Below are 22,539 nucleotides of genomic sequence, written 5' to 3' on the forward strand. Positions count from 1 at the left end.
CGCGCGGTCTGGACGCGGCGCCGTTTATGCGGTCGGGCGGAACATCTGAAACATGTTGCCTATCTCGGCGTAGTCCCCGCGATAACCGGCGCGCATGATGGGCTGCGCGGCGTGCGTGTCGAACAGACCGTCCTTCAAATACGCCTCGTTGATGTGCACGCCGACCACCTGGCCGAGCGACAGATAGTTGTCCATCGGCTTGCCGTCGAGACTATGCAGCCGCACCACCTGCAGCAGTTTGCATTCGAGTGCGGCCGGCGATTCTGCGACATGCGGCACCTGCACGTTGCGCCCAGGCGCTGGCGTGAGCCCGGCGAGTTGGAATTCGTCGACGTGCGGCGGAACGGGCGCTGACGAACGGTTCATCTGCTCGGCGAGCGGTTTCGTTGCCAGGTTCCAGACGAACTCGCCGGTCGCTTCGATGTTGGCAACGCTGTCTTTGCGGCCCTCGCTGCAAAAACCGATGATCGGCGGGGAGCTCGCGAACGCGCCGAAGAAGCTGTAAGGCGCGAGGTTCAGCGTGCCTTCGGTGTCGCGTGAGGAGATCCAGCCAATCAGCCGTGGCGCGACGATGGCTTTGAACGGGTCATGCGCAAGGTTGTGGCCGGCGGCGGGGTCGTAAAAGTAATGGGACATGGGAGCAGAGCGTGAAAAAGGCGACGGGTATTTATACCGCAGACTGACGGGCGGCACAGTGGGCCGATCGAAAACCCGCGATGACTGCCGTACGACGCCACGGCAGCCACCCGCCCTCTCGTGGCATTTGTGCAAGTGCCGAGCCCTCGCTCGCTACCCTTGAGCAATGACGCGCTTGCGGCCTGCCTTGACTTGCGCGAGGTGTGCGTCGTCCCAGTCATAGAAGCCCGCGCCGCTGCGCACGCCGACACGCCCCGCCTGCACCTGCTGGCGCAACAGGTCGAGCACGTTTTCGTCCTTCGCCAGTTCGGGCATCAGATGCGTGGAGATGTCGAGGAAAGTATCCAGCCCGCCCATGTCCGCGGCTTCCAGCGGCCCGACTATTCCCCACCGGCGGCCCAGCGACGCTTTCATGACGCGATCCACCACGTCCGGCGTTGCGGCGCCCGAGCGCACGATATTGAGCGCCTCGCGCAACACCGCGAACTGCAAGCGGTTGCCGACGAATCCAGGAATCGCTTTTGTGAGAACCACCGGTTCCATGCCGATTGCGCTCATCAATTCTGCAGTCTTCGCCGTGACGTCGGGCGCGGTCGCGCTTCCGGGCACCACTTCGACGAGCGGAATCATGTGCGGCGGATTCCAGAAATGCGCGATCACGAAACGCTCCTTTGCAACCAGCGGAGCGACGAGCTGATCCGGCGGGAAGCCGCTCGTATTGCTGGCGAGAATAGCGTTTGGGGCGAGAAGCACAGTCAGCTTCTCATACAGACGGTGCTTCAACTCGAGCACCTCGGGGATCGCTTCGATGACGAAATCCGCCGACCGCATGACGTCCAGTTCCGCGTGAGTCTCGATCAGAGCGAGCGCAGCCTCTTTCGCGTTCGAGTCGATGCGGCCGGCGTCGATCAATTCGTCGAGCACCGCTTCCGCTTTCGGCGCGACGCTCGCAAGACGCGCCGCGTCCACGTCGTGCACGACAGTCCGGTATCCGTGCAATGCACTTTGCGTGGCGATGCCGACGCCCATCAATCCCGTCCCAACAACTCCTATTACTGCATTCGCTGCCTTGCTCACGACCGCTCCCTTGCTGACATCGACGAAAGCGTTAAAGGATAGCGCAGTACGCAATCCGACAATGCCGAATGCGACAAAGCCGGCCTTCCGCGAGGAAGAGCCGGCTTTGCCGGGGTCACGCCGCACAAAGCGGCGCGGTCATGTGCGAATTAGTAGCGCGGGGGCGGACGATGTTCGTCACGACCGTGGTGACGCGGATCATAGTCGCGCGGATGGTGGCGCATCCAGTCGTCGTGATCCCAATAGCGGTGACCGTCGTAATAGCGGTCGCCATGCCAGCCGATGTTGATCGACACGCCCACCGGCATCATGTGCGGCTCGCCATACACGACCGGACCCGGACCGCGTTCCACGATCACGCGTTCTTGTGCCGACGCGCTGCCGGCTGCCAGCAAGGCGCCGCCCGCGAGCAAAGCTGCAATGATCGAACGCGATGTTTTGTTGAAGGCTTTCATAGTTCTCTCCCGTCAAGGTTGAATCGAGCCAGCGCCTTGCAGATCGGGCTTCGAAGTTCCGGCCCGTCAAGGACGCCCTGCGCTTGAAACCAACTTTAGCGACGCAACTCGCATGAAGACGTGAGCACTTGTAAGCGCACATTTCAAAGAAAGGGACGGATTGGGGAACCGTTATTTCTGTTCCGGCGTCCGTCCGCATAAGACTTTCGCGGCCATTCGTTCGGCTTGCGGGTTGCCGATACGTGAGGCGCCGTTACATTCATTTCGGCCCGGAAATATTCGGGGGCGAAAACAGCGTCGCCAAAGATATATCGACGCCCGAACGAATGCCAAGATGAAACAAAGCCACGGCGCGCTTTCGCAGACCGTGGCTTGAATGACGCACGCGCATTGACATGCGCACCCGGCGCGACGACCGCGCCCGGCTTTCAGACCTGTATTAGTCGGACAGCTTGATGCCGAACAGCGTGGCTTGCGCCTTGCGCTGACGCTCAGCTTCCCGCGAACGCGCTGCGTACGAATAGTCCGAGTCAAGCGGCAAGTGGGGCGACGCAAAGAGGTCGCTGACCTTTTGGAACAATGCAAAGATGAAGCTCATGGCGACTCCCGGTTAGTACTGCAGTTGCTAGGGTTTTCCCTTAAGATGAATTATAGGGTTTTCCCTAGGCAAAAGCTAGTGCAATGCAACATTAATTCGATGCGACGCGCTGTCGCGGCCTTTGGACAGTGATATTGCGTTGCAGCATTACAACATCCCTGTTTCTATCGACGGCTTCAGTGGGCGGCGATGGACATGGACGCGGGCGGAGCTTGGCTTCGAGATGGCTACGTGGCGCCCGGCTAGCGCGCTCTTGAGGATTCCCGAGGCGCTCGGACGCCTCTCACTGCGGACCGCGTGGGGCGAGGGGATGGAAGCTGCCGCCGCGGCCGGCGTTTCGCCGGCACGGCAGGCAGCCGTTCGCAGGTTGTCAGTGCGAATTCGCCGTTTTCGGCTTTCTGATGTGCCGCGCGTGCATGGCGCGCTGGCCGTTCGCGGATTCCGGAGCCATGAGCGCCTGCTGCGGTGCGGGCGCCGGTGTGAGCGTGGGCGGGGCGGCATGGGCGGCTGCATTGGCCATCGCCATTTGTGTGTCGAGCACGCTGGCCATCGCGGTCTGCTGGCTTTGCAACATCTGTTCGATCCGATGCTGTTGCGCGGTGGTTTCGCGGGTGAGGCGCATCAGCAGCATGGTCTGCGTAATGCCGATCGCGACCGTCATGAGCAGCGCGCCGACCACGATCGACAGCATCCATTTCATCCGACGCGAATGGTCCGTCGCTGCACGGCGCTGGTCGGAGATCACGCCGTACAGCGCGTCGACGGTGTCGGCAAAGGCCGTTGCCCGCGCACGATCGAGTTCCGGGGCTGCGCGTTGCACGGCAGCGGCAGTCGCAGCGGCTTCCGCTCGTTGCGCTTCTTGCCAGGGAGCGGCAAACGCTGAGCCCACGTCGGCGGGTGAAGCAGTGGCCGGCGTCTCACGGGTTGAGCGGTCCACCTCGGCCGATTCGTTCGCGTTGCGCGCGGATGCCGATGCACTGACTTCACCCTGTGCGCTCGCGGCGGACCCTTCTGCTAAGTCCGCCTGATCTGCAACCGCCGCTCCCATCTTCCTGCCCGAAGCCGAACGCTGCGAAGATTTGCCGCCAGCCTCCAACCGGTTGCCCACCGCGGATCCCACCGTCTCGACCTCCCGCTCGGCTGCCTGACGCAGCGCGGTGACACTGCGCGCCACCGTCGCGGCGGCCATCGCGGGGGACAGCGGAGGAATAGCCTCGCGCGGCGATACTACTGCGTCATTCTGGTCATTCAAACCGGCAGCCGGCACTGGATGCGCGGCGTCTGGCCCGGTCACTGTCGAGGGCTCGGTTTCGAGACCGCTCAATTGCGCGTCTATCCGGGCCGGTTCATCGGCCCGGGCTGCTCGAGGCGCACGGCGCGCCGCTTTTGCGTCGGCTGACGTGCTGTCGCTCGGCGTATCGAGCGCGCCCACGGCGGCCAGCACGACATCGGGCAGTTCGAAGCCGTGCAGCGTGCCTTGGCGAACGTCGATGTTCATCGCTTCCAGCGTGGCACGCGTCGGATCGTCGGGGAACAGGTCGAGCGTGCTGTCGTCGCGCGAGACGTCGCTCAGTTGTGCAAGGCGTTGTGCCGAGCGCGCGGCGCGCGCCAGCTTTTTTTCGGTTTCGGTCGAGACCGTGGCCTCGCGCCGCTTCTTCGTGGAAGCGTCGCGCCGAGGCCGGGATTGCGTGGATACTGCGGAATCTGCCATAGAGAAAAGAGCGGTCGTCGTGGGGAGCGGGCGCCGGCACCGCTCGTCAATGCCATTGGAATTTTTCGAGACCGCATTGTCGCATGGCGCCCTCCGCCACCGAAGCCATTCGCCGACGTTTTTCCGGTTTCAAGAAGACGCGTCGTCCTGCCTGAACTCCCTGACACCGCGCAGTTGGCGCAAGCGCGTGCAGATCGCCTCGTACTCCACATTCGACACGCGATTCAGCGTAATCATGACCTCGTCGCATCCGGGTGTTTCGTCGCTTTGCTGCATGACGAACTGTTTGACGCGCGGGCTCGCTGCGCCAAGCTCGTCATGCAGCGAGTGAAACGTCATGGCGCCGCGCTCGACGAGCATGGTCACCTGGCGTCGCTGCTTGACCGTGATGAACCGCCGCTCAAGGGGCTTGATGCCCGCGAGGATGATCAGAATGATGATGGTCGCCGCGATCGACGCCGTGTAGAGCCCGCCGCCGACCGCCAGCCCGATCGCGGCGACCGACCACAGGCTCGCAGCCGTCGTCAGCCGCGGACGATTTCGCCGCGCAGCAGGATCGAACCGGCGCCGAGAAAGCCAATGCCCGAAACAACCTGAGCCGCCATCCGCGAGGGATCCAGCACGACATGCTCGCCTGTGAGCACTTCGGCGAAACTATACGCCGATACGATCATGATCAGCGCCGAACCCACGCATACCAGCATATGCGTGCGCAATCCGGCCGCCCACGAAAGACGTTCGCGCTCGAAGCCGATGACGCTGCCGAGCGCCGCGGCCAACACCAAACGGGAGACGAGTTCGAGGTTACCCAGCATCGCGTTCTCTCCTTCTTGAAATTATTTGAGCGTTTTCCTCGTCGATTTTGGGCGCCGGATGCGTTCGGTTTCCATTATGCTAAGCCGCAGGCCGCCGCTGCCCCACGCTTGTCCCATGCGTGCCCCGCGTCTGCAACCTCAGCACGTGTGCCGGTGCGGCCGGCAATTGCACTACCGCTTGACGTACGCTCGCTGACACGAGCGCATTGAAACACCGCGTTTGAAACATCGCGTTTGAAACATAACTATGCCCAGCAAGAACCCTGACGCCGCCCCGGCCATCGCGCTCGCCGCGGGACTGCGCGAGCACTTCAACAACGTGATCCTGCCGATGTGGCGCGGGCCCGGTTTCAACGGAGCGCTCAAACTGCCGTACGAAGCGCTCAGCGCGGAACATCACCTTCCAGAGCCCGCGCAACGCTATCGGGCAATGGCCTGCGCGCGCCAACTCTTTGTGTTCTCCGAAGCCGGCGACGCAGCCTACGCGCAAGTCCTGTTCGACTCCCTTACGCACACTTTTCAGGACACGGAACACGGCGGTTGGTTCTACAGCGTCGATGAGCAAGGCGCTCCGCTCGACACCGCGAAAGACCTGTACACACATGCGTTCGTCGTCTTCGCCTGTGCGGAATATGGCCGACGCTCCGGCAATCGCGACGCGCTGGAGATCGTGCATCGCACGTCCGCGCTGATTCAGTCGCATTTTTCCGCTGAAGACAATCTCTTCAATGCTGCACTCACGGCCGACTTCACCGGAGTAACCGGCACACCGGTTCAGAACCCGTTGATGCATTTAACGGAGGCTTGGCTCGCGGCCCGCGAAGCTACGCGCGACAACGCTTTCGACGCCGCACTAAGGCGCCTGGCCGGCGCGGTCGCTCGTCACTTCGTGCATGCGCCGTCGGGCTGCATCGCCGAATTGCCGATTGGCACCGACGACAATCGCCTCGAGCCGGGGCATCAGTTCGAATGGTTCTGGCTGGCCAAGCGGGCAGGCGCGCTATTCGAGGGATCAGATCTGATGGAAACACTCACGCGCGCGTTCGATTTTGCGCAACGCAATGGTGTGGATCAGGAAACGGGCGGCGTCTGTGCGTCGCTCGATGAAAACGGGCGGATCAAAGATCCGACTCAGCGCATCTGGGCGCAAACGGAGTATTTGCGAGCACTAGCGAGCCACGACGAAGCCGTCGTGCGGGCCGATCTGCCGCGGCAAATCGAACTGTTCCAGCAACGTTTCTTGCGGCCGCAAGGCTGGTTCGAATGCAAAACTTCAACGGGTGAAGTAGCGCGCGCCGACATGCCGTCGACCACGCCTTATCACCTCGCAACGGCTTTCAACGCGTTGCCGGCCTGACACGGCAGGCTGATGTACAAGCGAGGCGAACGCTCTTTTTAGCGGCCTCGCCCTCAGTCGAGATCCGCCAAACATTCGCCGCGGCGCGACTCACTCCCGCCGCCCAGTCGCTCAATACTCTTCGCGCTGCCAAGGGCCCCAATCGGCGCCGGCCGATCTGGTCCGCATATATGTTGCGCTTTGGCCAGTAGGCGTGTCGGACGTGCCGCCTTGCGGCTTGCGGTCGGTGGTGTGGAGGGCAAAAGCCTGGCGGTCGTCGGCGTCCACGGTGATTCGGCCGACGGGGTCCGGGGCGTCGTCTTGAGGTGATTTAGACTCCAATACCGCGAGATAGGGGGTCAAACGGCTCCAGAACGACGTAAGTTCTTCTTGCAAATAATGTGTCAATGTTTTTCCTGGAAGAGTAATACAAGCAGTTTACCCTACCTGGAGGCACGTCCTTTTTTGTGCCCTCGACGCCTCGAAAAGGCCGAAGCCGGGGAATACCCGAATACTGGTTGATTGGCGTCCATCATAAAGACGTGATACAACTCGTACTTCGCGCTCGATCTCGATTTGAGAAATAGCGGTCGCGAATGCAATACACAACATTTACTGGATCAAAAATGGCAACAGGTACTGTGAAGTGGTTTAACGATGCAAAGGGCTTTGGTTTCATCACGCCGGACGACGGCGGCGAAGACCTGTTTGCACACTTTTCGGAAGTTCAAGGCAGCGGCTTTAAGTCCCTGCAGGAAAACCAGAAAGTGTCGTTCGAAGTGAAGCAGGGCCCGAAGGGCAAGCAAGCTGCGAACATCACGCCGGCCTAAGTACCAACGGTACATTGAGGCACGCGTAGGCGCTTGCGCCTAATACAAGAATGGCCCGCTTCCGCGGGCCATTTTTCTTTTCTGGCTGCCCGATTTTTGAGCGCGAACCGTTTAAATCGCGCGCATTCCCGACACCGCAAATTGCCCGAATTCCGCCGGCATTTCGTCGATCTGTTGTGTGCGCAACACAGCCGCCGAAATTTCGAACACGGAAACCGCCTGCTTCAATTGCTGAGTCTGTTGATGCAGCGAAGCCGCCGCTGCCGCAGCCTGCTCGACGAGCGCCGCGTTTTGCTGCGTCATCTCGTCCATTTGCACAACCGCCTGGTTCACCTGCTCGATGCCCGTGCTTTGCTCGAGCGAGGACGCGCTGATTTCAGCCATCATCTGCGTCACGCGCGAGATCGAGGCGGACACGTTGCTCATCGCTTCGCCGGCATGCTCGACGAGCGCCGATCCGCCCTGGATCTCCGCGACCGATTCGCTGATCAACGTCTTGATTTCCTTGGCCGACTGCGCGCTGCGCTGGGCCAGTCCGCGAACCTCGCCTGCCACGACTGCAAAGCCGCGGCCCTGTTCGCCTGCGCGCGCCGCCTCGACGGCCGCATTCAGCGCGAGAATATTGGTCTGGAACGCAATGCCGTCGATCACCGAAATAATCTCGGCGATCTTGTCCGAGCTCTGCGCAATGCCGCGCATCTTGTCCACTACCTTGTCGACCACTTCGCTGCCGCGCGAGGTTGCCTCGAGGGCCGTTTCGGCGAGCGCGTTTGCTTCGCGCGCGTGATCGGCGTTCTGACGCACTGTGGCAGTCAATTCTTCCATGCTCGACGCCGTTTCTTCGAGCGATGCGGCCTGGTTTTCAGTGCGTGCGGAAAGATCGGCGTTGCCGGTCGCGATTTCATCGGCGCCGAGGTGAATGGAATCGGCCGACTCGCGAACGGTCTGCACGGTGCGCGCGACGCTCGCCTGCATCTTGGCGAGGCCTGAGAACAGCCGGCCGATTTCGTTGGTGCCGCGGGCGGCGATTGGCTGATCGAGACGCCCTTGTGCGATCCGGTCGAAGTGACGGCCCGCTTCCTCCAGCGGTGCGACTACGCCACGGCGCAATGCCATATGCACCGCGAACGTCCCGCCGACCAGCGCCAGCAGAATCACAATGCTGACGACCCGGAACGCGGCCATGCGCGCGTCGATGGAATCGAGCGACGCGCGGCTCGCCGCATTGCCGAACTGCGTGAAGTTATGCAACTCGGTCAGATAGCCGTCCTGGAACGATTGCGTCGGCTGGTCGAGAAACGCCTGAATGTTGTTTGCGTCCAGAAACTGCGCCAGTTCCGTGAGCGCGCCATGCAGCTTCTTGTAGCGCTCGGCGAGGGCTGCGGCACGGGCGCCGTTTTCGTCGCTCGTTTTCGGGGCGCTCATGAACGCGTTGAACGATTGCTCGGCGGCCGTCAGCTGCTCGCGCGCGTGCTGAACGATTTCGGTCGGCTCCGCGCCGCCGCGCACCATGCGCGTACCGGCACGGGACAGGTTGATGCGGGCGTCCATCAGATGCTGCGTGGTTTCGTTGACGGCATCCACTTGTTTGAGCGCGATGTTTGAAAGGTCGCCAACGTCGTCATGGGTACGCGTGAGCGACCAGAAACCGAGACCTACCGTGACAAGCTGGAAAACGCAGAATGCGGCCAGAACACACAACAGGCCGGATGCGACCTTGATCTTGCTGAACATCGTGAACACCTGAAGGCAGAGAATGACGGGGAGTACCTCAGGGTTAACGGCAGCACCATTCTTTGCTTAAGGTCAAAAACTCCAAAGATCGCCTTACGTCGCGTTTACGTCGGCCAACGTCTGCATTCCTACCGTCGCAAGCAACAATGCGGGGCAGATATTTCCGATTCACCTTGACGGCGCGCGTTGGCGCTTCCTAGAGTGGGTAGGGACTGACGCGCGTACGCCAGTGCGCACTGCCACCGCAGGCCTTCCTCGAAGGAATCACAATGACCGACCTACTCGACCGGGCGCGCGGCGCACTGCACGCCCAGCCGTTCAGCATGCTGTTAGGCGCAGAGCTGATGCACACGGGCACCGACGAACTGACGCTGAGCCTGCCGATCCGCGACGAGTTGCGGCAGCAGCACGGCTTCGTGCATGGCGGCGTAGTCAGCTATCTGGCCGACAACGCGCTGACCTTTGCCGGCGCACTATCGCTCGGGCCCAAGGTCGTGACGGGGGAATACAAGATCAATTATTTGCGCCCCGCGGTGAACGGCACGCTGATCGCGCGGGCGAAGGTGGTGTATGCGGGCCGCCATCAGGCGACCTGCCAATGCAACATCTTTGTGATGGACGGCAACCGCGAAAGACTCGTCGCGGTTGCGCAAGGCACGGTCAACCGGATCGGCGAGAACGGCGATCACGAACCGGCGAATTAACGCAAAAGCTTCAAACGCTCGCCGCCGGCTCCCAGTGGCTTACTCCGCTGCGTAAGTCTTCTGCGTTTGTTCGCCGAGACCTTCAATGCCGAGACGGATCGTCTGGCCGGGCTTCAGATACACCGGATTCGGCTTGACGCCCATGCCGACGCCCGGCGGCGTGCCCGTGGAAATGACGTCGCCCGGTTGCAGGCTCATGCACTGCGACACATACGAGACCAGCTTGGCAACACCGAACACCATCGTCTTCGTGCTGCCGTTCTGATAGCGGCGTCCGTCCACTTCGAGCCACAGGCTGAGGTTCTGCGGATCGGCGACTTCGTCGCGCGTGACCATCCACGGGCCGATCGGGCCGAACGTATCGAAGCCCTTGCCCTTGTCCCAGGTGCCACCGCGTTCGATCTGCCATTCGCGTTCCGACACGTCGTTGATCACGCAATAGCCTGCGACGTAATCGAGCGCGTTCGCTTCGTCCACATACTTGGCCGGTTTGCCGATCACCACGCCAAGTTCCACTTCCCAATCGGTCTTCTTTGAGCCGCGCGGAATTTCCACGTCGTCATTCGGACCGGAGATCGCGCTCGTCCACTTGTTGAAGATGACCGGCTCAGCGGGCACGGGCAGATTCGACTCGGCCGCGTGATCCGCGTAGTTCAAACCGATGCAGATGAACTTGCCGATCTTGCCGACGCACGGGCCCATGCGCGGATTGCCGTCAACAACCGGCAGCGAAGCCGGGTCGAGCGCACGCAGTTGGGCAAGGCCCTCGTCGGTCAGCGCCGCACCGTCGATGTCGGCAACTACGCCGGACAGATCGCGGATCTTGCCTTGCGCGTCGAGCAAGCCCGGCTTTTCCTGGCCTTTCGGCCCATAACGAAGCAGTTTCATCGTTGCACTTTCCTCTGGGTTCAGTGGTGTTCGGTTGATACGTCAGTGCGCCGGCTTGCGACGCCCTGTGTCTATGCGTCAGTTCGACCAGCCGCCGTCGATCACATGTGCGTGGCCCGTGGTGAACGCCGATTCGTCCGACGCGAGATAGAGCGCCAGCGCAGCAATCTCTTCGGCCTTGCCGATTCGGCCCATTGGCTGGCGCGCGACGAACGCCGCCTGCACGGCTTCGAGCGTCGCACCTTGCGCCGCGGCCTGCGCCGCGATCCGCTGTTCGAGCGACGGCGACGACACTGTGCCCGGGCAGATCGCGTTACAGCGTACACCACGCGTGACGAAATCCGCGGCAACCGACTTGGTCAGCCCGATCACCGCCGCCTTCGACGCGCTGTACGCAAAGCGATTCGGCACGCCCTTCACGCTCGACGCCGCCGACGACATATTGATGATCGACCCGCCGCCGCGCTCCAGCATGGCGGGCAGGAATGCGCGAATCATCCGGTACATTGCCTTCGCATTGAGGTCGAACGCAAAGTCCCAGTCTTCCTCGCTGCATTCCAGGATCGAGCCCGCGTGCACGAAGCCTGCGCAATTGAACAGCACGTCGATCGGGCCGACTTCTGCGGCCAGCGCCTTGATGGCCTCGCCATCGAGCACGTCCAGCTTGCGCGCCTCGACGGGCTTGCCCGCGAGCCCGTCAATGCGGATGTCGGTGGCGATCACGCGCGCGCCTTCGCGCGCGAACATTTCGGCGGTTGCGAGGCCGATGCCCTGTCCCGCCGCGGTGATCAATGCTGTCTTGCCGGCCAGTCTTTGTGTCATCTACGACTCCAGTTGAATGGGCTAAACGTGTTCGTCACGTCACAGTCGATAAAACGCGGCGGCGTTGCCGCCGAAAACCGCTTCGCGCTCGCCGTCGTCAAGCGACGCAAGCAGCGTGTTGGCCACCGAATGCCACAGCAGATAATCGCCGTTCAGTTCGAGCACGGGCCAGTCGCTGCCCCACATCAGCCGCGCGGGGCCGAACGTAGCAAGCAGGTGCTCGACGTAGGGCCGTAGTGTCTCTTCGGTCCAGCCCGGCGATGCCTCGGTTGCGAGCCCCGACAGCTTGCAGTGCACGCCCGGCAGCTTCGCGAGCCGCGCGATCGCATCGGCCCATGTTTGCCAGCCGGCCTGACCGTAGCGGATGGGCGGCTTGGCGCCGTGATCGACCACGATGCGCAGCGACGGAAAACGCCGCGCGAACGTTTCCACATGGTCGACATGCCGTGCGTAGATCAGCGCGTCAAAGGCAAGGTCGTGCGCGATCAGCGCTTCGACGGCAGGCGCGAGATCGGGATTCGCAATCCATGCATCGTCGGGCAGGTCTTGCAGCATGGGCCGCACGCCCTTGAACTTGGGCTCTTGCGCGAGCGCGCCGATCAAAGCCGGGGCGGTAGGCAGCAGGAGCGGCACCCAGCCGACCACGCCGGCAATGGACGGCTCCTCGCGCGCAATGCCGAGCAGATAACGCGTTTCGTCGATGGTCGGCGCCGCCTGCACCACGACCGTTCTCTCGATGCCCGCCCTCTCTCGCAACGGTTTCAGATCTGCGGGACCGAAAGGGCGGTACAGAATTTCGAGCTCCGGCGTAAGCCATTCATAGTCGCCGCGAGCGGGGTCCCAATAGTGCTGATGAGCGTCGATATGCATCTTCACATTCATTTCTGTGGCGCGGGCGCGCGAGGGTCGAGCAAGCCTTCCTCGCGCAACGCGGACCACAAGGCCCCGGGAATCGGCAACTCGAACGACGCAGCGTTCTCACGCAATTCGTCGGCACTGCGCGCGCCGGTCAGCACGGTGGCGACCGCCGGATGCGCATACGGAAACTGCAAGGCTGCGGCGGCGAGCGGCACGCCGAGGTTTCGGCAAACCGTCTCCAGTCGCGCCACTCGCTCGATGACTTCGCGCGGCGCCTCGCCGTAATTGAATTTCAGATCGCCTTCGACGCCGCGCGCCAAAATGCCCGAGTTGAACGCGCCGCCTAACAGGATGCTGACGCCGCGCTTTTCGCACGCCGGCAAGAGGTCGTCGAGAGTCGCCTGTTCGAGAAGCGTATAACGGCCCGCGAGCAACGCGCAATCGATATCGAACTCGGCCATCGCGTCGAGTATTACAGCGCCTTCATTGACGCCGAGGCCCACGGCCTTGACCGCGCCGCCCGAGCGCAGTTCGTCGAGCGCGCGAAAACCACCGCCTTCGGTCAGTTGCCGCCAGTAGTGAGTATTGTTCTCGCCGTGCGTGACTCGCCCAATGTCGTGGACCAACAGAATGTCGATATCGACGATGCCGAGGCGCTGCTGGCTGTCTTCGAACGAACGCAGAATACCGTCGTGCGTGTAGTCGTAAATCGCTTCGAAGGGCAGCGGATCCTGCCAGCCTTCGCTGCCGTCGTAGGGGTTGGTGCGCGGTACGAAACGGCGGCCCACTTTCGTCGACAACACATATTCGCTGCGTGGATAGCGGCGCAAAGCGTCGCCAAGACGATGCTCCGCTTTGGTGTGGCCGTAATGCGGCGCGGTGTCGAAATAGCGCACGCCGGCGTTCCAGGCGGCCGCGACGGTGGCGTGTGCTTCCTCTTCGGACAGATCGCGGTAGAGGCCGCCGAGCGGCGCGGTGCCGAGGCTCAATCCGGTTACTTGCAATGCGCTGCGGCCAACGCGGCGGCGTTGCTGGATTTTCGAACCGTTCGTTGCAGTCATTGAGCGTGTCTCCTTCTTGCTCCAGTCGCATGCAAGTGGTTGCTGTTGCATGCTCTTTTTATCACACGGCAAGGCAACGCTCAGTGCGGCGCCACGGTAACCACGCGTCGAGGCGCGACGGTGTTCGACGGCAAGCATGCCGGCCCGACCGGCTCGAACGTCTTGTACGTAAGAATGAATTCCTGATGACCCAGCATTTCCGACTTGGAAGGCGCACCCTGCGACACCGCCACCGTCTGCTCGAACACTTCGCGTCCCACTTCGTCGAGCGTGCCGCGGCCTTCCAGAATACGGCCTGCGTCCACGTCCATGTCCCCAGCCAGGTTGCGATACGTGGCGGGATTGGCGCATATCTTGATGACCGGCGAAATTGCCGAGCCGACCACCGAACCGCGTCCGGTCGTGAACAGAATGACATGCGCGCCGCACGCTATCAGTTCGCCGATTTCCGCGTTGTCGCTGATGTTCGGAAAGCCGAACCGTGGCTCGCCGTCCGGCACCACATCGAGCAGATAGAGGCCGCCGGTCGGTGGAATGTCGCCCGGCTTCACGATGCCCGCAATCGGCGACGCGCCGCTCTTCGCATACGCGCCTAGCGATTTCTCTTCCTGCGTGGTGAGGCCGCCGTCCGCGTTGCCGACCGCAAAACTACCGTGGCCGAGAATCGAGTAATAGCGCGCCGCTTTCGCGACGCACGCGACAATCGCGTCGCCCAGTTCCGGCCGCGCGGCGCGGGTCTTCATATGAAATTCGCAGCCTACCAGCTCGCCGGTCTCTTCGAAGATGCAGGTCGCGCCCGCGTCGATCAGATGATCGAACGCGCGGCCAACCGCCGGATTCGCGGTGATGCCGCTCGTGCCGTCCGAGCCTCCGCAGATCGTACCGATCACCAGCTCGCTGAGCGCCATTGGCACTTTCTCTTGTGCGGCGAGTTGCTTGCGCGCGCCGCGAACCCAGTCGACGCCATATTGGATCGTGCTGCGCGTGCCGCCCTTTTCCTGGATCGTCAGCACTTCGACGGGGCGGCCACTCGCGCGGACCACGTCGACGAGATAGTGCTTGTTCATGCTCTCGCATCCCAGCGAGACGAACAGCACCGCGCCGACGTTCGGATGCGTTGTGAGCCGCTCGAGCATTTTCTCCGCGTACTCATTCGGATAGCAGCCGGGAAAGCCGATCAGATGAACCGGCGGCTCGCGCCCGGCAGATCCGTCGGCAAACGTGTCGCCGAACGCGTCGAGCGGCTCGCGAAACTCTGTAACGATCTCGCGCGCCACATGATGCGCGCACTCGACCAGATACGCGACCGCGACGACATTGCGAATGCCTTTGCGGCCGTCGCTGCGCGGATACCCTTGCAACATGGGCTGCTGCGCGGAGGCAGTTGCTACCAAAGTCTCAGTCATGGTCGTTCCACCGCAGCGCGAAGCTGCGTCGTTATGCGCGAATCAGTGATGTACGAATTGATGACCGGCGTCGTGCGTATAGGTCGGCAGGTAATCGCTTTCGAGGTTGTGCGTATGCAGATGCGCCCCGCGCTGCACCGCTTGCGTCACATGGCCGATCACTGCGCCGTAGCGCAGCACCTTGTCGTCCTTCGCGAGATCGCGGCGCGCTACCTTGTGCCCGAGTTCGATGGTTTGCGTGAGAGTCACGCTCTCCCCTTCGATCTCCAGTTGCGTGCCGGCGTCGAGCCGCGCCGCCGCGATCAGGCAATTGTCCTCGGGACTGAGCAGGATCAGACGCGGATCCGTTTGCGGGCGACTGGTCAAATGAGTTCTCCGTTAGACCGTGGCGACGCATGCTGCGAGCGGACATGCTAAATTCACCAATGAACGCATTATTCATATATGCACTTTTCGAAGTCAAGGGAAGTGCACTGCACCAATGGTCCGTGTTTTCCCTGGACGCATCCGCTCGCAGGAATCGGCCGCCGCACTTACACTCAAGCGCCAGGTACGAACAGCTCACGGAATTACCGCATGATGGACGCAGAAGACAAAGACGATGCCGACCGTTATCGCGCTCCTGCGCTCGACAAAGGTCTCGACATCCTGGAGTTGCTTGCAGAGCAGAAGCAAGGCCTCACGCGCGCCGAGATCACCAAGCTGCTTGGACGCAACGCGAGCGAGATGTACCGGATGCTCGAACGTCTGGTCGCCCGGCAATACGTGGTGCGTTCTGCGAGCGGCGATCGTTACTCGCTGAGCCTCAAGCTGTATGCGCTCGCCCATCGTCATCCGCCGATGAACCGTCTCATCTCCGAGGCGTTGCCGCTCATGCAACGTTTCGCGGATGCCGCCGAACAGTCGTGTCACCTTGCCGTGTATGACCGCGGCAATCTGCTTGTCATCGCGCAAGTGGACGGACCGGGCACCTGGGGCATGTCGGTGCGGCTCGGATCGCGGGTCGGCCTGATCGACACTGGCTCGGGCCGCGTAATGCTCGCATTCCAGACGATCGAGCAACGCGCGCAGATGCTCGCCGAGCACACCAAGGTGAAGGGCGAAGTGACGATTGACCGCGACGCACTCGAAGCAGCGTGCGAACGGATTCGCGCGGCGGGCTTCTCGCAGAAGGACAGCCAGCAGACGTTCGGCGTGACGGACGTGACGTTTCCGATTCTGGGCCCGTCCGGCCAGGCAATCGCGGCGCTCACGTGCCCTTATCTGAAGCGCATCGACGAATACGTCGCGCCTACGCTCGCAGCCGCGACCACGCTGCTGCGCGAGACGGTTCAGGCGCTGTCCATGTTCAGTGAGAAGGTTGTCTGACGCGCGGCCGCCTGACTCGATGCAGACCGCTCGCGCGCATGGTTTAGAATGGCGACCCTCTCAAAAATGTCGCCGCATGAATCCGTTCATGCGCGCCCTTCGATAAGCAATGGCGAAACTTCTGACCGATTCCGAATTCCAGCGTTTTTCCGAACTCCAGCAGAAGCAATCGAGCTTCACGATCACGCCTGCAGAAGCCGACGAACTCCGCGACATCGTCGCTCATGCGCAAAAGCGGCGTGACGACCGTGCGGCAGCGATGAAGAGCATCGAGACTTTCATCCAGCAATTCGACATCAGCCCTGACGAACTGTTTTCACCGGAGCAGATTGGTGAAGCCGCACGCACGTACGGCCTGATTCCCGCCGCCAAGAAAGAACGCGTGCTGCCACCCTCGTTCACGTTCAACGGCAAGCCGTATCAATGGACGACGCGTCAGTTGCCGGACGATATCCGCGTGCCGCTGTTCGATGCATTCAAGGCGGGGCAGTCGGTGAAGTCGTTTATCGCGACGCCGAAGGATTCGAGCCGCTGCGCGGCAACCATTGCGCGGCTGGAACGCGAAACCGGTGCGATGTATGCGGATGCGTGGCTGGACGAGTTGGCCGTGACGCGAGCGCAGGTCGATGAAGCGGCTGCGAAGCTGCCGGCCTGATCGCCTGCTGTTGCGGAGGTGCTCGCACCTTCGAATCAACGCGCGCCGCGCATCGTCGCGGCGCTCTTCTCCTGCTCCGGCTCTTTCTCCAGCGCCATCCGGAAGCCCACCACACTCGGGTCTTCCGTTGGCGTGATCGTGAAGCCGCTCGCTCTCGCGAGCGCGATCATCGCAGTGTTCTCCCGCAACGCCTCGCCGACAAGCCAATGTATACCGCGCGCACGCGCATACCGGATGATTCGGTCTGTCAGCAACCGGCCAAGCCGTCGCCCTTTCTGATCCGAGCGAATGGCAACTGCGAATTCCGCCGTTTCGTTATCCGGGTCCGCCACCGCGCGCACCACCCCGAGCGTGCGCGCCAGGCCCTCGTCGCTTTGCACTGTCGCGATCAGCGCCATTTCACGGTCGTAATCGATCTGCGTCATACGCGCGAGCTGCGAATGATCGAAGCTGCCTACTGCACCGAAAAACCGCAGCCGCAAATCCTCGGGCGTCATCGCTTCGACGAAGTCGTGATGCGCGGCCTCGTCTTCGGGGCGAATCGGCCGCACCGTAATACGCAGACCTTGCCAGTCGAGTGTCTCCTCGAAGCGGCGCGGATACGGCATGATCGCGAGGCGGCTGCGCGTCGGCGCGATACGGAGCGTGGGTGCGACAACCGTCACATGATCGCGGTACACGCGCAGCGTGAGCGTAAGACCAACGATTTCCCTGACGTCGCAGACGGCTTGCGAGAGCGCCGTCAACGCGGCTAACGCAGGCTCCGGCGCGATCAGCCGCGCATACGGCGACCGCGTGACGATGTCGCGGGCGAGCGTCGGATTGAGCGGCGGCAGACCATAGAGTCGCAGCGGCTCGGAAACACCATCGGCGGACGGCGCCGTGAAGCGGAACACAGGACCGAAGTTGTCGTCGTCATGAAGCTCCACGGCGATGTCGACTACCGGCTTGCGCTCAGACGCAGCGTCAGTTCCCGCGCAGTCCGATTCGCGCGAACTTTGCGCCGCGTCGGGACGCTCGCCCACGCCCGCTGCATTCGCTGTCGGCACCGTTTCTATGTCGAGCCCGAAACGTTTCAACAAGTCCGCTGCCGCTTCACCCGTTAATTCGCGCTCCCCCGCAGCAAGCGCGGCGCGAGCCTGCGCTTGCGCGGCGTCGATCGCGTCGGGGACTTGGGCTGGCAAGCCCTCCGGCGTCTGCATCAGCAATTCGCGCCCCATCCGGTAATCGACGAGACGCGCGAATGCGCGGGCGAGCCGCTGCGGCGTCGTGTGAACCGGAATTCCTTGCGCATGCAACGCGTCGCGCGTAGCAGCGTCAAGTCCGCCAAAAAAGCATGCGAGCAGTCCGCGATACGCGTACCGCTGATTTTCGATCAGCGCCTGCGCCACGTCGCCGACCGGCGCGCCATGTGTCGAGGCATGCACGACGAATGCCGTGCCGGTGCCGCGATGCTCGGCAAGCAGCTTCAGCGCCGTGCCGAAGTGCTCGGGACGAGCGTCGTCGCCGAGTTGCAGCGGGTTGCCGCCTACCGCATGCGGCAGCGCCTCCTGCAGCGCCTGCGACGCTTGCTCCGGCCACGGCGCGAGCGTATCGCCAGCGGCGGCGAAGGCGTCGCACGCAAGCGTCGCGAGGCCACGGTCGCTAGTGATCAGCGTCGCGGTCGCACCCGCTGCGACGCGTCCCACGCCAAGCGTTTCGATTTCGTCGAGCAGGTCGTCGAGCGCGTCGACGCGTACCATGCCGGCGCGGCGAAACGCGGCGGTATAAAGCCCGTCGGCGGGATCGGCGCGGCCCGAGCGCAGAGCAAGCACGGGCTTGTTGCGCGCCGCCGCGCGAGCCGCCGACATGAATTTGCGCGCCGCCTTCACGCTGTCCAGTTCGAGCAGGATCGCGCGCGTGCCCGGGTCGCTCGCCAGATAGTCGAGCACGTCGCCCGCGTCTACATCCGCCTCGCCGCCGAGCGCTATCGCGTGCGAAAAACCGAGGCCGCGTGCATGCGCCCAGCCGAGCACCGCGTTGGTCAGCGCGTTCGACTGCGAGACCCACGCGACGCCGCCCGCCTTCACAGTGCACGACGGCGCGCCGAAATGCGCGCGCAGCGCCGGCGTCACTACGCCGAGACTGCCCGGTCCAACGATTCGCAACAGATGCGGCCGCGCCGCCGCCAGCGCATGCCGCAGCGCGAGCCTGTCGTCTTCGCAACGCATCTCGCCGACAATGATCGCCGCGCGCGTCCCTAAACCGCCGAGTTTGTGAATGATGGAAGGCCAGCTAGCTGCCGGCGTGCAGATGAGTGCCACGGTGGGCGCTTGCGGCAAGTCGCCGACATCGCCGATTACCGGGTGCCCGCTCAGCGTTTCGTATCCCGGATTGACCGGCCACAGCGGGCCCTCGAAGCCGCCTTCCAGCAAGCGCGCCCAGACCATCGCGCCGGTGCTGCCCGGCCGCTCGGAGGCGCCGATCACGGCGACAGATTTGGGTCGGAACAACGCGTCGAGATTGCGAACGGTCACAGGCGCTCCGCAGATGAAAATGGCGCGCCGCTCGGACGTCGACGCGCGCGTGTTCCTCAGCATAGGCGAAGAGCGGCCATCGCGCGGCGCTTCTCGCGCACCAGCCACAGCCCTGGCAATCGGAGGTTGACCGGCGCGACCGCGCATTGGGATTTTTTTAGCGCGCGCAGGCAAAATGCAGTGCTTCAATGCGACAATTGCAGGCGATCCGCGCGCCTTCACATCGGCCGCACTGCCCCGCACGATCCAAGAGACAGAAGGTGATGTATGCGACGCTTGCCATCGCTCATCGCGTTGCGCTTTTTCGAGGAAACAGCGCGCCACATGAGCTTTAACCGCGCGGCGAGCGCGCTATGCGTGACGCAAGGCGCCGTTAGCCGGCAAATCAAACTGCTCGAGGAATCGCTCGGCGCGAAGCTGTTCGAGCGCGATCACAAAGGCATTCGCCTGACGCCCGTGGGACTGCAATTCCTGCCTTGCCTGTCCGACGCGTTCGACACCATTGAGCGCGGTTTCCGGCAAATCACCGCGGCAAAGGGCCGGCGCCGTCTGGTGGTGGCCGTACCGCCTACCTTCGCGACGCAATGGTTCTCGCCACGGCTAGGTTCGCTCGCTGATGAGATGCCCGACGTCGAATTGTCGATTCGCACCGAGCCGACCGCCGACTGCCACTGCACGATCCGCTTCGGCCGTCATGCATTGCCCGACGCACATTCCGAATTGCTGATGACCGAGCGCCACGCACTGGTGGGCGCGCCGATGCTGCTCGGCGAGCCGCTCGACAGGCTGCTTGAACACATGCCCGCGCTGCACGTGCTGCACAACGACGCGAGGCTCGACCTGTGGCCGAACTGGCTCGCCACAGCAGGGTTGCCCGCGCGTTACGCGGACAACGGCATTGAATTCTCGACGCTGGAACAGGCGATCCGCGCCGCGCGCAAGGGCGCGGGCCTCGCTATCGTCGACAGAAATATGATCGTCGAGGAACTGGCGGATGGCAGCCTCGCGCAGTTCTCCGATGTCGAAGTGGCCGGCCCGTTCGGCTACTGGCTGGACGTCGCGCCTCAGCACGCCGCCCTCGAATATGTGCAGGCGTTCGCGGGATGGTTGCGCGAACAAGTACTGAACATGGGCTAACGGCTATTCCGTCTAATGGCGAGCCGAAGGCGCGCCTCCAAATAAAAAAGCCGCGTGCATGACACGCGGCTTTCTCTGATCTGAACAGGCTCCGCCAGCCACATGCGCTGGCGGACGGGCTCAACTCGTCACATTGCCTTCTTGAACGGCGCGCCCGAATGCTCGCGCAACTCGTTGAACACGATTTTCGGCCATGCCTTCTGCGCAACTTCGATCTCCGACACATGCGAGGCCAGATACGTGGGCGCGTCGGATGCGTCGAGCGCGATGCGTGCAGCGTATGAGTCGGTGAAGCGGCGCAGTTCCGCAGGGTCGTCGCACGTCACCCAGCGGGACATGCGGTAACGCGCGGGCGCCATGCGCACGTCGACCTTGTATTCGGTCGACAGACGGTGCGATACGACTTCGAACTGCAGTTGGCCAACCGCGCCCAGAATCATCAAACCGCCCACTTCGGGACGGAACACCTGGATCGCGCCTTCCTCGCCAAGCTGCTTGAGCGCCTCGCCGAGTTGCTTTGCGCGCATAGGGTCGACGACCTCGACGGTCTGGAAAATTTCCGGCGCGAAGAACGGTAGTCCGACGAACTGCAGCGCCTCGCCTTCGGTCAGCGTATCGCCGAGGCTCAGCGTGCCGTGATTCGGAATACCGATAATGTCGCCCGGATACGCCTCACTCACCGTCTCGCGCCGCTGCGACAGGAACGTCACAACGTTATTCGCGCGAAAAGTCTTGTTCGAACGCGTCACCTTCACGGCCATGCCGCGCTCGAAACGCCCCGAACACACACGAATGAACGCCACGCGGTCGCGGTGCGCCAGATCCATGTTCGCCTGCACCTTGAAAACGACGCCGGTGAACTTCGGCTCGTCCGGCATCACCGGACGCTGCACCGTCATGCGCATCGACGGCGGCGGCGCCAGGTCGACCAGCGCGTCGAGAATTTCCTTCACGCCGAAGTTGTTGATCGCCGAGCCGAACAGCACCGGCGATTGCTGACCCGCAAGAAACTGCTCGCGGTCGAAATCGGGCGTTGCGCCGGTGATCAGGTCGATCTCTTCCTTTGCCTTGGTCCAGCTGTGGCCGAAACGGCGCTCGCCTTCTTCATCGCTCAACGCTTGCAGCGTTTCAACCGCGCCGCCGGCCGTGTCCTGACCGGCCCGGAACACACGAACCTGATCGCGCTGGATGTCGTAGACGCCCTGGAATTCCTTGCCCATGCCGATCGGCCACGTGAACGGCACCGCCGCGACGCCGAGATGCTGCTCGATCTCGTCGAGCAGTTCGAGCGGCTCGCGCACCTCACGGTCGAGCTTGTTGATGAAGGTGACGATCGGCGTCTTGCGGCTGCGGCACACTTCGAGCAGCTTCAGCGTCTGCGCTTCGACACCGTTCGCGCCGTCGATCACCATCACGGCCGCATCCACCGCCGTGAGCACGCGATACGTGTCTTCGGAGAAGTCTTCGTGGCCCGGCGTGTCGAGCAGATTAATAACCGCGTCGCCGTACTCGAACTGCATCACCGAACTCGCGACGGAAATGCCGCGCTGCTTTTCGATTTCCATCCAGTCGGAAGTCGCGTAGCGATTGCTCTTGCGGCCCTTAACGGTGCCCGCAATCTGAATCGCGCCCGAAAACAGCAGCAGCTTTTCGGTCAGCGTGGTTTTGCCCGCGTCCGGGTGGGAAATGACCGCAAAGGTGCGGCGGCGTTTGAGTTCGGAGACTGACATCGGGTCTGGCGGTCACGGATAGGGGTTCGGCGGTCTTCGGAAGCTTGTGGCCTCCGGGCTGCCACGCGTGGCGCGGCGGCGTCGAGCTGCGGGAGTCGGGTCGGGAACCCGCATCACTATGGCAACCGGGCCGCGTCGGAAAACAGGTCGGGAACGAGCGTTCGACAATACGGATAATCGCCAGCGCAGAACAGCGCAGGGA

The 22,539-nt window shown here is 62.9% G+C and carries 20 protein-coding genes and 1 pseudogene; 6 read left to right on the forward strand and 15 right to left on the reverse strand.

Annotated features, from left to right (window positions below; genetic code table 11):
* Positions 1 to 24: 24 nt before the first annotated feature.
* From H281_RS0118120 to H281_RS35435, 6 genes and pseudogenes are all read right to left on the reverse strand, one after another.
* A complete protein-coding gene (locus H281_RS0118120; RefSeq protein WP_020068566.1) occupies positions 25 to 636 on the reverse strand; it encodes a flavin reductase family protein in 612 nt (203 codons plus the stop codon).
* A gap of 153 nt (positions 637 to 789) precedes the next feature.
* Positions 790 to 1,713: a 3-hydroxyacyl-CoA dehydrogenase family protein gene (locus H281_RS0118125; protein ID WP_027804725.1), complete on the reverse strand. Its 924-nt coding sequence runs from the start codon at positions 1,711 to 1,713 to the stop codon at positions 790 to 792.
* Positions 1,714 to 1,862: 149 nt separating this feature from the next.
* A complete protein-coding gene (locus H281_RS0118130) occupies positions 1,863 to 2,168 on the reverse strand; it encodes a hypothetical protein (RefSeq protein ID WP_020068568.1) in 306 nt (101 codons plus the stop codon).
* A gap of 439 nt (positions 2,169 to 2,607) precedes the next feature.
* Positions 2,608 to 2,766 carry a hypothetical protein gene (locus H281_RS36890; RefSeq protein ID WP_020068569.1) on the reverse strand — a complete coding sequence of 53 codons (159 nt, stop codon included), beginning with the start codon at positions 2,764 to 2,766 and terminating at the stop codon, positions 2,608 to 2,610.
* Positions 2,767 to 3,136: 370 nt separating this feature from the next.
* Complete coding sequence (locus H281_RS0118145; protein WP_020068570.1) at positions 3,137 to 4,477, reverse strand: hypothetical protein; 1,341 nt, start codon at positions 4,475 to 4,477, stop codon at positions 3,137 to 3,139.
* Positions 4,478 to 4,606: 129 nt separating this feature from the next.
* Positions 4,607 to 5,292: pseudogene (locus H281_RS35435) on the reverse strand (MgtC/SapB family protein).
* A 247-nt stretch (positions 5,293 to 5,539) separates the two neighbouring features.
* Between H281_RS35435 and H281_RS0118155 the strand changes: the two are divergent.
* Positions 5,540 to 6,649, forward strand: a complete 1,110-nt coding sequence (locus H281_RS0118155) for an AGE family epimerase/isomerase (protein ID WP_020068572.1) — start codon at positions 5,540 to 5,542, stop codon at positions 6,647 to 6,649.
* Positions 6,650 to 7,254: 605 nt separating this feature from the next.
* Entirely contained in the window at positions 7,255 to 7,458 is a 204-nt protein-coding gene (locus H281_RS0118165) for a cold-shock protein (RefSeq protein WP_006047528.1), read from the forward strand.
* A gap of 111 nt (positions 7,459 to 7,569) precedes the next feature.
* Here the strand turns inward: H281_RS0118165 and H281_RS0118170 are convergent, their stop codons facing one another.
* Complete coding sequence (locus tag H281_RS0118170; protein ID WP_027804726.1) at positions 7,570 to 9,192, reverse strand: methyl-accepting chemotaxis protein; 1,623 nt, start codon at positions 9,190 to 9,192, stop codon at positions 7,570 to 7,572.
* A 269-nt stretch (positions 9,193 to 9,461) separates the two neighbouring features.
* Here H281_RS0118170 and H281_RS0118175 point away from each other — a divergent pair, with 269 nt between their 5' ends.
* Positions 9,462 to 9,896: a PaaI family thioesterase gene (locus tag H281_RS0118175; protein WP_020068575.1), complete on the forward strand. Its 435-nt coding sequence runs from the start codon at positions 9,462 to 9,464 to the stop codon at positions 9,894 to 9,896.
* 39 nt (positions 9,897 to 9,935) lie between these two features.
* Here the strand turns inward: H281_RS0118175 and H281_RS0118180 are convergent, their stop codons facing one another.
* The 6 genes from H281_RS0118180 to H281_RS0118205 form a co-directional block, all read right to left on the reverse strand.
* Positions 9,936 to 10,784, reverse strand: coding sequence for an ureidoglycolate lyase (locus H281_RS0118180; RefSeq protein WP_020068576.1), 849 nt, complete (start codon positions 10,782 to 10,784; stop codon positions 9,936 to 9,938).
* A 78-nt stretch (positions 10,785 to 10,862) separates the two neighbouring features.
* On the reverse strand, positions 10,863 to 11,606 hold the full coding sequence (locus H281_RS0118185; protein ID WP_020068577.1) for an SDR family oxidoreductase: 744 nt from the start codon (positions 11,604 to 11,606) through the stop codon (positions 10,863 to 10,865).
* 39 nt (positions 11,607 to 11,645) lie between these two features.
* On the reverse strand, positions 11,646 to 12,476 hold the full coding sequence (locus H281_RS0118190; RefSeq protein WP_027804727.1) for an amidohydrolase family protein: 831 nt from the start codon (positions 12,474 to 12,476) through the stop codon (positions 11,646 to 11,648).
* An 8-nt stretch (positions 12,477 to 12,484) separates the two neighbouring features.
* Positions 12,485 to 13,525, reverse strand: coding sequence for an aldo/keto reductase (locus tag H281_RS0118195; RefSeq protein ID WP_020068579.1), 1,041 nt, complete (start codon positions 13,523 to 13,525; stop codon positions 12,485 to 12,487).
* Positions 13,526 to 13,605: 80 nt separating this feature from the next.
* Positions 13,606 to 14,931 carry a UxaA family hydrolase gene (locus tag H281_RS0118200; RefSeq protein ID WP_027804728.1) on the reverse strand — a complete coding sequence of 442 codons (1,326 nt, stop codon included), beginning with the start codon at positions 14,929 to 14,931 and terminating at the stop codon, positions 13,606 to 13,608.
* A gap of 42 nt (positions 14,932 to 14,973) precedes the next feature.
* Positions 14,974 to 15,297, reverse strand: a complete 324-nt coding sequence (locus tag H281_RS0118205; protein ID WP_020068581.1) for a UxaA family hydrolase — start codon at positions 15,295 to 15,297, stop codon at positions 14,974 to 14,976.
* A 213-nt stretch (positions 15,298 to 15,510) separates the two neighbouring features.
* On the opposite strand from H281_RS0118205, the gene H281_RS0118210 reads away from it, so the two are divergent.
* The gene (locus tag H281_RS0118210) at positions 15,511 to 16,299 is read left to right on the forward strand and encodes an IclR family transcriptional regulator (RefSeq protein ID WP_027804729.1); all 789 of its coding nucleotides are present in this window, start codon (positions 15,511 to 15,513) and stop codon (positions 16,297 to 16,299) included.
* Between the two features lie 109 nt (positions 16,300 to 16,408).
* Positions 16,409 to 16,954, forward strand: a complete 546-nt coding sequence (locus tag H281_RS0118215; RefSeq protein WP_020068583.1) for a hypothetical protein — start codon at positions 16,409 to 16,411, stop codon at positions 16,952 to 16,954.
* A gap of 35 nt (positions 16,955 to 16,989) precedes the next feature.
* Here the strand turns inward: H281_RS0118215 and H281_RS0118220 are convergent, their stop codons facing one another.
* On the reverse strand, positions 16,990 to 19,470 hold the full coding sequence (locus H281_RS0118220) for a bifunctional acetate--CoA ligase family protein/GNAT family N-acetyltransferase (RefSeq protein ID WP_027804730.1): 2,481 nt from the start codon (positions 19,468 to 19,470) through the stop codon (positions 16,990 to 16,992).
* Between the two features lie 267 nt (positions 19,471 to 19,737).
* On the opposite strand from H281_RS0118220, the gene H281_RS0118225 reads away from it, so the two are divergent.
* The gene (locus H281_RS0118225; RefSeq protein ID WP_027779974.1) at positions 19,738 to 20,607 is read left to right on the forward strand and encodes a LysR substrate-binding domain-containing protein; all 870 of its coding nucleotides are present in this window, start codon (positions 19,738 to 19,740) and stop codon (positions 20,605 to 20,607) included.
* A gap of 128 nt (positions 20,608 to 20,735) precedes the next feature.
* Here the strand turns inward: H281_RS0118225 and H281_RS0118230 are convergent, their stop codons facing one another.
* On the reverse strand, positions 20,736 to 22,337 hold the full coding sequence (locus H281_RS0118230; protein WP_020068586.1) for a peptide chain release factor 3: 1,602 nt from the start codon (positions 22,335 to 22,337) through the stop codon (positions 20,736 to 20,738).
* Positions 22,338 to 22,539 lie beyond the last annotated feature (202 nt).

The sequence above is a fragment of the Paraburkholderia caledonica genome (assembly GCF_000383275.1).
GTDB lineage: Bacteria > Pseudomonadota > Gammaproteobacteria > Burkholderiales > Burkholderiaceae > Paraburkholderia > Paraburkholderia caledonica.

Coding starts and splice junctions, on each gene's coding strand:
- H281_RS0118120 (WP_020068566.1), bottom strand. CDS start 636: ATGTCCCATTACTTTTACGACCCCGCCGCCGGCCACAACCTTGCGCAT.
- H281_RS0118185 (WP_020068577.1), bottom strand. CDS start 11,606: ATGACACAAAGACTGGCCGGCAAGACAGCATTGATCACCGCGGCGGGA.
- H281_RS0118130 (WP_020068568.1), bottom strand. CDS start 2,168: ATGAAAGCCTTCAACAAAACATCGCGTTCGATCATTGCAGCTTTGCTC.
- H281_RS0118200 (WP_027804728.1), bottom strand. CDS start 14,931: ATGACTGAGACTTTGGTAGCAACTGCCTCCGCGCAGCAGCCCATGTTG.
- H281_RS0118170 (WP_027804726.1), bottom strand. CDS start 9,192: ATGTTCAGCAAGATCAAGGTCGCATCCGGCCTGTTGTGTGTTCTGGCC.
- H281_RS0118230 (WP_020068586.1), bottom strand. CDS start 22,337: ATGTCAGTCTCCGAACTCAAACGCCGCCGCACCTTTGCGGTCATTTCC.
- H281_RS0118175 (WP_020068575.1), top strand. CDS start 9,462: ATGACCGACCTACTCGACCGGGCGCGCGGCGCACTGCACGCCCAGCCG.
- H281_RS0118215 (WP_020068583.1), top strand. CDS start 16,409: ATGGCGAAACTTCTGACCGATTCCGAATTCCAGCGTTTTTCCGAACTC.
- H281_RS0118155 (WP_020068572.1), top strand. CDS start 5,540: ATGCCCAGCAAGAACCCTGACGCCGCCCCGGCCATCGCGCTCGCCGCG.
- H281_RS0118165 (WP_006047528.1), top strand. CDS start 7,255: ATGGCAACAGGTACTGTGAAGTGGTTTAACGATGCAAAGGGCTTTGGT.
- H281_RS0118225 (WP_027779974.1), top strand. CDS start 19,738: ATGCGACGCTTGCCATCGCTCATCGCGTTGCGCTTTTTCGAGGAAACA.
- H281_RS0118190 (WP_027804727.1), bottom strand. CDS start 12,476: ATGCATATCGACGCTCATCAGCACTATTGGGACCCCGCTCGCGGCGAC.
- H281_RS36890 (WP_020068569.1), bottom strand. CDS start 2,766: ATGAGCTTCATCTTTGCATTGTTCCAAAAGGTCAGCGACCTCTTTGCG.
- H281_RS0118145 (WP_020068570.1), bottom strand. CDS start 4,477: ATGGCAGATTCCGCAGTATCCACGCAATCCCGGCCTCGGCGCGACGCT.
- H281_RS0118210 (WP_027804729.1), top strand. CDS start 15,511: ATGGACGCAGAAGACAAAGACGATGCCGACCGTTATCGCGCTCCTGCG.
- H281_RS0118180 (WP_020068576.1), bottom strand. CDS start 10,784: ATGAAACTGCTTCGTTATGGGCCGAAAGGCCAGGAAAAGCCGGGCTTG.
- H281_RS0118195 (WP_020068579.1), bottom strand. CDS start 13,525: ATGACTGCAACGAACGGTTCGAAAATCCAGCAACGCCGCCGCGTTGGC.